General features: G+C 70.3%; 7 protein-coding genes and 1 tRNA gene. 1 reads left to right on the top strand and 7 read right to left on the bottom strand.

Features of this window, described 5'->3' with window-relative positions:
- Positions 1–8 precede the first annotated feature (8 nt).
- From ACFY1H_RS00885 to ACFY1H_RS00915, 7 genes are all read right to left on the bottom strand, one after another.
- Positions 9–515 (bottom strand): hypothetical protein, encoded by a 507-nt coding sequence (locus ACFY1H_RS00885; RefSeq protein ID WP_364043725.1) that lies wholly within the window; start codon positions 513–515, stop codon positions 9–11.
- A gap of 4 nt (positions 516–519) precedes the next feature.
- Complete coding sequence (locus ACFY1H_RS00890) at positions 520–1,353, bottom strand: LytTR family DNA-binding domain-containing protein (RefSeq protein WP_366577059.1); 834 nt, start codon at positions 1,351–1,353, stop codon at positions 520–522.
- Between the two features lie 163 nt (positions 1,354–1,516).
- Positions 1,517–2,362 (bottom strand): S49 family peptidase, encoded by an 846-nt coding sequence (locus tag ACFY1H_RS00895; protein WP_386943700.1) that lies wholly within the window; start codon positions 2,360–2,362, stop codon positions 1,517–1,519.
- Between the two features lie 18 nt (positions 2,363–2,380).
- Entirely contained in the window at positions 2,381–3,682 is a 1,302-nt protein-coding gene (locus ACFY1H_RS00900) for a histidine kinase (protein WP_366577055.1), read from the bottom strand.
- Between the two features lie 214 nt (positions 3,683–3,896).
- On the bottom strand, positions 3,897–4,757 hold the full coding sequence (locus tag ACFY1H_RS00905) for an Fpg/Nei family DNA glycosylase (protein ID WP_386943702.1): 861 nt from the start codon (positions 4,755–4,757) through the stop codon (positions 3,897–3,899).
- Positions 4,758–4,825: 68 nt separating this feature from the next.
- Entirely contained in the window at positions 4,826–5,266 is a 441-nt protein-coding gene (locus tag ACFY1H_RS00910; protein WP_360598683.1) for a DUF983 domain-containing protein, read from the bottom strand.
- Between the two features lie 108 nt (positions 5,267–5,374).
- Positions 5,375–6,970 (bottom strand): sigma-70 family RNA polymerase sigma factor, encoded by a 1,596-nt coding sequence (locus tag ACFY1H_RS00915; protein ID WP_386943704.1) that lies wholly within the window; start codon positions 6,968–6,970, stop codon positions 5,375–5,377.
- A gap of 219 nt (positions 6,971–7,189) precedes the next feature.
- Here ACFY1H_RS00915 and ACFY1H_RS00920 point away from each other — a divergent pair.
- Positions 7,190–7,262: transfer RNA gene (locus ACFY1H_RS00920), tRNA-Gly, on the top strand.
- The last annotated feature ends 479 nt before the right edge of the window (positions 7,263–7,741 follow it).

Genomic DNA, 7,741 nt, shown 5'->3' on the forward strand with positions numbered 1-7,741 from the left:
CGCGGCGGTCAGTTTTCGATCATGTCCACGAAGTCGCGCTCGTGGCGCTCGGCGAGCCGGTTGTACCAAAGGCCCACCGCGAACAGGAACGGGAACGGCAGCAGCCCGAGCACGAGCCACGGGATCGGGATGCCGATCACCGTGAACCGCGCGACGGCGGGCAGCAGGTAGAACAGCACCGGCATCGCGCCGAGCACCAGCAGCACCAGCAACGCGAGCAGCACGGCCGTACGCAGCTGCACCTTCACCAGGTCGCGGACCAGCAGCTTTCCCCAGCTGGTCTGCTCCTCCAGCTCCACGCGCGCCCGCATCCGGCCCGCCGACTGGCGCGGGTCGGCCAGCACCACGCGCTGGCGCTTCGGCTTCTCGTGCGCGGGCTCGGCCGGGCGCAGCGGCTCGGGCGCCGGTGGCACCGGCTCCACGACCGCGCTGTCCTCGGGCACGCGACCCAGCGTGGGGTCCGGTTCGCGGACCCCGTTGGCCAGGCGGTGGTACGGGTCGTCGGGCGCGGACACGGGCTCAGCCGCCGCGGCCGGAGCCGACGAGCCGGTCCTTCAGCGCTCGCGTGTGCCGTCGGCTGACCGGCAGCACCTTCTCCTCGTTGCCGATCACGACCTGGTAGCCGCCCTGGCCCATCCGCAGCTCCGTGATCAGCGGCAACGCGACCAGGAACGACCGGTGGATGCGCACGAACCCGGCCTTCTCCCAGCGTTCCTCGAGCTGGGCCAGCGGGATGCGCACCAGGTGGCTGCCTTCGGTGGTGAACAGCCGGGCGTAGTCGCCCTGGGCCTCCACCCACCGCACCGACGAACGCGGGATGAGCTTGGTGGTGCCGGCGAGCTCGACGGGGATGACCTCGTCGTCGTTCTTCACCGGCTCCCCCGCGCGCTGCCCGGGCGGCGGCGACGCGGCCGCGGCCAGCTTCTCGCGCACGCGCGAGACGGACCGGTCGAGGCGGTCCTGCTGGAACGGCTTGAGCACGTAGTCGACGGCACCGAGGTCGAACGCGTTCACGGCTTCCTCGGCGTGGCCCGTGACGAACACCAGGATCGGCGACGGGTTCATCGCCGCGATCACGCGCGACATCTCCATGCCGGACAGGCCGGGCATGTCGATGTCGGCGAACACGGCGTCGACCGTCGGCAGGCCCTGTGCGCGCCGGGCGACGAGCTCGGGGTCGTCGTGGGAGAACAACCGCAGCGCGTCGGAGGCGTCCGACGCCTTGAAGACGCGGTGGATGTGCGGGTTGTTCCTCAGGCCGTGGGTCAGTTCGTCAAGCCCGTTGAGCTCGTCGTCCACCGCCAGGACGATGAGCTTCCGGGTGTCTTCATGAGCACTCACAGTGAGTCGCATCCTGCCCATTGCCGAGTGCAATGTCCAGCCCCGTCCGGCTCATCCGCCCGTCGGGGAAAGGCGACGCCCCCTTTGCCCCATTCCTGGTCACGGGCGCGGCACAGTGCCGTGCGACGGGTGCGGCCAACCGGGCTAGTACTGGACGCGCACGGGTGTCCGGAGGTCACAAACCGAAGCGGGCCCACGCCGCCTTGGTGGTCACAGCGTCGAGCACCGCGCTCGCCGCCGCGGGCGCACCGATGCCGAGGCGCGCGAGCAATGGCTTCTTCGGCTCGGCGACGGAGATCTCCGCCTCCGGGTACCGCTCGGTGACGATCTGGCGCAGCGAGCCGAGGCCGTCGATCAAGCCGAGGTCGAGCGCCTTCTGCCCGAGCCAGACGTCACCGGTGAACAGATCCTCGGTGTCGGTGAGCCGGCTACCGCGGCGCTCCTTGACCCAGTCGACGAACAGCTCGTGGAGCTGCGTGTGCATCTTCTTCAGCCACTCGACGTCCTCGGGCTTCTCCGGGCTGAACGGGTCGAGCCGCGACTTGTTCGCGCCCGCCGTGTGCAGCCGGCGCTCGATACCGAAGCGCTCCAGCAGGCCCGTGAACCCGAAGCCGCCGCTGATCACGCCGATGGAACCGACCATCGACGTGCGGTGGGCGAAGATCTCGTCGGCGGCGCACGCGAGCCAGTAGCCGCCGGACGCCGCGACGTCCTCGGCGAAGGCCAGCACAGGCACCTTCTTCTCGTCGGCCAGCTGGCGGATGCGCTCCGCGACCAGGCCCGACTGCGTCGGCGCGCCGCCCGGCGAGTTGATCAGCAGCGCCACCGCCTTGAGCCGGTCGTGGCCGAATGCCCTGGTCAGCGCCGACTCGACGGTCGCCAGGTTGATCGAGCCACGCGCCAGCGGCGAAGGCGAAGGCGTGATCACGCCGTGCAGCTTCACCACCGCGACCACGTCCTTGCGCTCGACACGGTCGCCGAGCACGGGCAGGCGGGACGTCAGCTTCTCGGTAACGCTCATGCCGCCAGGCTAGCCATGTCAGAGGGCAGGCAGCATTCCCGAACGCGATCCGTTCACACCGTTGTGCTCGACCTCGTCGTCCTCGGGCCCGCCCTGGGCCGGCACGTCGGCCGAGTAGTCGGGCATGTTCGGGCGCACGCCGAGCTTGAACTTCGGCACGCGCAGCGTCACCTTCATGCCGGCGCCGGGCGCGGTGTCGACGGTGAGCGCGTAGTCCTCGCCGAACACCTGGCGCATGCGCTGGTTGATGTTGCCGAGGCCGACGTGGGCGCCGGTGCGGTGCGCGTTCTTCAGGTCGGTGAGCGCGCGCGGGTCCATGCCGATGCCGTCGTCCTCGACGCTGATCAGGGCCTCGGTGCCGTAGTCCTGCGCGATCACGGTGACGCAGCCGCCGCTGGGCTTGCTGGCCAGGCCGTGTTTCACCGCGTTCTCCACCAGCGGCTGGATGATCAGGAACGGCACGACCACGCTCAGCACCTCGGGCGCGATCTTCATGCGCACCTCGAGGCGGCCGCCGAAGCGCGCGTTCTCGATCGTGAGGTAGCGGTCGATGTTGCGCAGCTCCTCGGCCAGCGTGGTGTACATGCCGGAGGTGCGGAACGAGTAGCGCGTGAAGTCCGCGAAGTCCTGAAGCAGCTCGCGCGCCTCTTCGGGATCCGTGCGGATGAGCGCAGAGATCGTGTTCAGCGCGTTGTAGACGAAGTGCGGCGAGATCTGCGCGCGCAGGGCCTTGATCTCGGCCTGCTGCAGCTGGTTGCGCGACTCTTCCAGCCGGGCCAGCTCGAACTGCGTGCAGACGAACTGCGCCACGGCCTCCGCCATCTGCACGAGCTTGCCGCGCGTGCGCCCGACGACGATCAGCGTCGCCTCCGCCGTGCCCTCGACCAGGATCGGCACGATGGCGGCGGTCTTCATCTTGCAGGTACCGCGGTGGTTGCACGGCATCCGGTTGTGGTCGGCGACAGCGCGGCGGTGCTTGCGCAGCGCGGTCCCGATGTCGTCGACGAGGTCGAGGTAGTGGTCGGTGGCCTCGCCGGCCCAGGACAGGAGCGTGCCCTCACTGTCGGTGATCCCCACGGCGAGGCAGTCGAGCACTTCGAGCAGCTCGGCTGTCATGCGGTTGGCGGCCTCTTCGTCGAGCCCTGCCCGCAGGTTCGGCGTGGCCTTCGACATCCGGTGCACGGCCTGCAGCACGGCGTCCTGGATCACGCCCTTGGGCCGGCGCACCTTGAAGAGCAGCACGAGCACGATGACCGCGAGCACACCGGCCAGCGCCCACGGAACGACCTGCGCGAGGGGGAAGGCGGACACGACGTCCATGCTCTGCGCTCGACCGACCGGGTGCAAGGCTTGCTCCCCACTTTCTGTCCAGTTGTGACGACCGAGGGTGGCTGAACCCTACCGAGCGGCGGGCCAGGGCCGCACGGTCACTCCCTGCGACGGCCATCGGGCCGGCTTTCGTCCGTTTGGCCCAGCGCTCCCACGGCGCGAACGGACCCGTCGTGCGGACGGTTCGCGGAGCCCGGGCCCGGCGTTACTTGAGCAGGCGCGACATCCGGCGGTCGGCCAGGGGTTTGCCGCCCGTCTGGCAGGTGGGGCAGTACTGGAACGACTTGTCGGCGAAGGAGATCTCGCGGATGGTGTCGCCGCAGACCGGGCAGGGCAGGCCGGTGCGGGCGTGCACGCGCAGGCCCGAGCGCTTCTCGCCCTTGAGCATCACGGCTTTCTGGCCGACGGAGCGCTGCACGGCGTCGCTCTCGATGTCGTGGATGGCGGCGGCCAGCGTCTCCAGCGCGCCCTCGTCGAGCTTGCCGACGGTGGCGTACGGGGAGAGCTTGGCCTTGTGCATGATCTCGTCGGAGTAGGCGTTGCCGATGCCGGCGATGAGCGACTGGTCGGTGAGCGCCCACTTCAGCCGCGTGCCCTTGCCGGCGAACAGCTCGCGCAGCTGCGACGCGTCGAGCGACAACGCGTCGGGTCCCAGGCGCGCGACGCTCGGGATCTCGTTCGGGTCGTGGACGATCCAGACGGCGAGGCCCTTCTTCGTGCCGGCCTCGGTCAGGTCGAAGCCGGGGCCGGCCGCCGCGTTGAGGTGCACGCGCAGCGAGATCGGGCCCTTGCCGGGCTTCAACGGGGTGGGCGAAAGCTGGTCGGACCAGCGCAGCCAGCCGGCGCGCGCGAGGTGAACGACGAGGTGCAGGTCGCCGAGGACCACGTCGAGATGCTTGCCGTGGCGCGTGGCGCCGGTGATTTCGCGGCCGTGCAGCTCGGTGTAGGGCGGCACGGCCGTCTTCAGGACGCTGAGCGAGGCGACGTCGATCCGGAACACCGTGGAGCCCACGGCATGTTCGCGCAGGTGGTGGGCCAGTGCTTCGACCTCGGGCAGCTCGGGCATGCCACCAGTCTTGCTCGTGATGCCCGAATCGGCCAGGTGCCGTTGTCCGGCAGCCCTGTTCGACAGCCCTATTCGACTGGGTGCAGAGGTCCGTCGAAATCAGGCAGCGAGTGCTTCTGGATCGTCTTCGTGATCCGCTTGACCTCGCCCGACACCGTGAACATGCCCCGGATCGTGCCGACCCAGCGCTCCGACGGACGGTCGCCCGTGACGTCGCCCTCGGTCTCGGCGACGACCGTCCACGGCCGGCGCAGGATCCAGCGCAACGGGAAGAACAGCAGCACCAGCAGGATCGCGAGGAACACCCACGCCGGCACGCGCACCTGGTCCGGTGTCCAGATCACGAGCACCACGGCCAGGAATGCCGTGACCAGGAGCATGGCGATGCCCGGCGTGTAGCTGCCGGCCACGTCGTGTTCGAAATCGTCCGCGGTGGCGGGCGCACGCCACTCCATCTGGGCTCGGACCACCCAGTCGCGGCCGTCTTCGCCGCGCACCAGCCGGTTCATCCTGTTGCCTCCCGGGCGACGCTCGAGTCGCTCAACGCTACCGTGACGGCGCCCGTCAGCGCGAGGTGGTCACGGAGCGTGGCGCGAGGTTTGCCCGGTTTTCGCTGCTCAGGGAGCCGACGGTGAATCGGGTTCGGCCGAACCGGTGACATCCGAGGGGGTCACGTCTCCCGAGTCCTGGGACGTCGTGTCCGTCTCGGACCGGGTCTCGGACTGCGTGGATTTGGTCGGAGCGGACTTCGAGGATGATCCGGGCTTCTCCGGGACGGTGTCGCCCGGCGTCGGCGTGGTCGTGACCGTCGGCGGGAGGTAGGTCTCCGGCGGGGGCACGTACGTGAACGACGGCGGCGGCACGAACGACGGCGGGTACGAGGTCCGCGTGGTGCTGTAGGGGCCGTCGATCGTCGGGTCGTCGCACGGGTCGCCCGACGTCAGGTCCGGCTCGGTGTCGGCGCGGGAGTCCGTGGAGTTCTCGCTCGACATCGGGGAGTGCGACGGGCTGCCGCCGGGGAGGTCGTCGCGGGGCGAACTGTCGGACGGCTGCCCGGCACCGGTTCCGGCGACGGGCCTGCCCGGGATCTTCGGCACGTCGTTGACGCCCAGGTGCGAGGCGATGGTGTGGGCCGACGAGCGCTGCGGCCGCGCGGCGCCGTGCAACTGGCCGGTCGCCACGCGCGGACCGTGCTGCACCTGCGGCGGCGGCTGCTGAGCCGGCGGCGCGGGCGGCTGCAACGCCAGCTCCGGCGCGCCGCCCTGGAGCCCGACGTCCTGCATCGGGTGCGTACCGAACACGAGCGGACCGGTCGTGAACCCGGCGACACCCGCGGCGGCCGTCGACGCGAGCGCGAGGCCCACCTTGACCTTCGAGCCGAACAGCACGCTCTTCACGGTGGTGACGACGCCCGTCGCTTTGCCGATGCCCACCAGCGCGGGCACCGCGACCACGATCACCTCGGCGTGCGCCCGCAGCGAGGAACACACGTCGCGCAGCTCGTCCTGCGTCGCGCGGCACGAGGCGCACCCCAGCAGGTGCGCCTTGATCCGCTCGGCTTCGGCACCCGTGACGCTGCCGGCCGTGAAGCCGCCCATCTTCTCGACGACCGAACGGCACGTCTCGGGTCCGCGGTTCACCGAAAGGTGCGCCTGCAGATACGCCGCCCGCAGGCCCTGACGCGCGCGGCGGGCGAGCGCCGCCGTCGCGTTGGCCGAAAGCCCGAAGTGCGGCGCGACCATGGCGGGCTGCTCACCCTCGACCTCGGTCTGCCACAACACCGTGCGCCAGCGCTCGGGCAAGCTCGTGAACGCCGTGGTGATCAACGTGTGCTCGGCGGTGCGCGCATTGGTGTCGGCACCGGCGCCGGCGCGGAACGTCAGCTCGTCATCGGTCACCGGCACATCGCGGCGCGCCCCGTGCCACTCCCACGACACCCGGCGCGCGACCGTCAGCAGATACGCGCGGACGTAGTCACGCGGGCCCGCGCCGCGCCGCAGCGCCTGCAGCACCCGGAAGAACGTCTCGGCCGTGATGTCCTCGGCCTCGGAACTGTCCGACGCCAGGCTCTGCGCCAATCTCCGCACCGCCGCCGCGTGGAGCTCGAACAGCTGCCCGAACGCCGCGTCTTCCCCATTGCGGAGCCGCTGAAGAAGTGCCTGCTCGTCGGATTCCGAGGCCGCTGGTGGCGGCGCCGTGCCCAGCTCGGTCATCCGGCAAGGCACCTCCTCCCCCGAAGGACTCACCACTCGGTCGAATGGGGACACCATACGGAGCGAAAAGCCCGTCGTCACCCCTTGTACGCCCGATGTGACACCGAAGCACCGAGTCGAAGCACGTCACAGCGCGCGAAGGCCCAAGGCGGACCCCCCGAAAGTGGCTCTCACCCCTCGGTATAGAGTTACCCCAACACCGAGCAACAAGCGGTCAACGCGGATGTAGCGCAGCTGGTAGCGCATCACCTTGCCAAGGTGAGGGTCGCGGGTTCGAATCCCGTCATCCGCTCGGTCCAGGGGCCACTCTGCTCGCGGAAAGCGCGAGCCGGGTGGCCCTCGCCATGTCTCCCGGGGGCCGAGCCCCCGGACCCCCGCGGTGCCATCGGTGACGAATCCTGCGTGGCTGGGTGGGGGGAGCTACTGCGCGGAGCGCAGTGCTCGTGGTGGGACGGACGCGTTGTTGAGGTGCCGGGAGGCGCTGCGCGGCCGAGGTGAGTGGTGAGAGACCTGCGTTGGGGAGTTGCGGGTGAGGCGCGCTGCGCGGTCGAGGCGAGCGCGCGGGCCGAGGTGTGGGGTGACCGTTGTTCGCGCGGCCGACGTGAGTGGTGAGACAGCTGCGTTGGTGCGGTGCGGGTGAGATGCGTGCGGCAGTTGCGGAGTGACCGTTCCCCTGCGCGGCCGGGTTGAGTGGTGAGAGACCTGCGCTGGCGAGTTGCGGTGAGGCGCTGCGCGGTTGAGGTGCGCTGGTGAGACGAGTGCCCGGAGCAA

The sequence above is a fragment of the Amycolatopsis sp. NPDC001319 genome (genome assembly GCF_042896185.1).
Lineage (GTDB): Bacteria > Actinomycetota > Actinomycetes > Mycobacteriales > Pseudonocardiaceae > Amycolatopsis.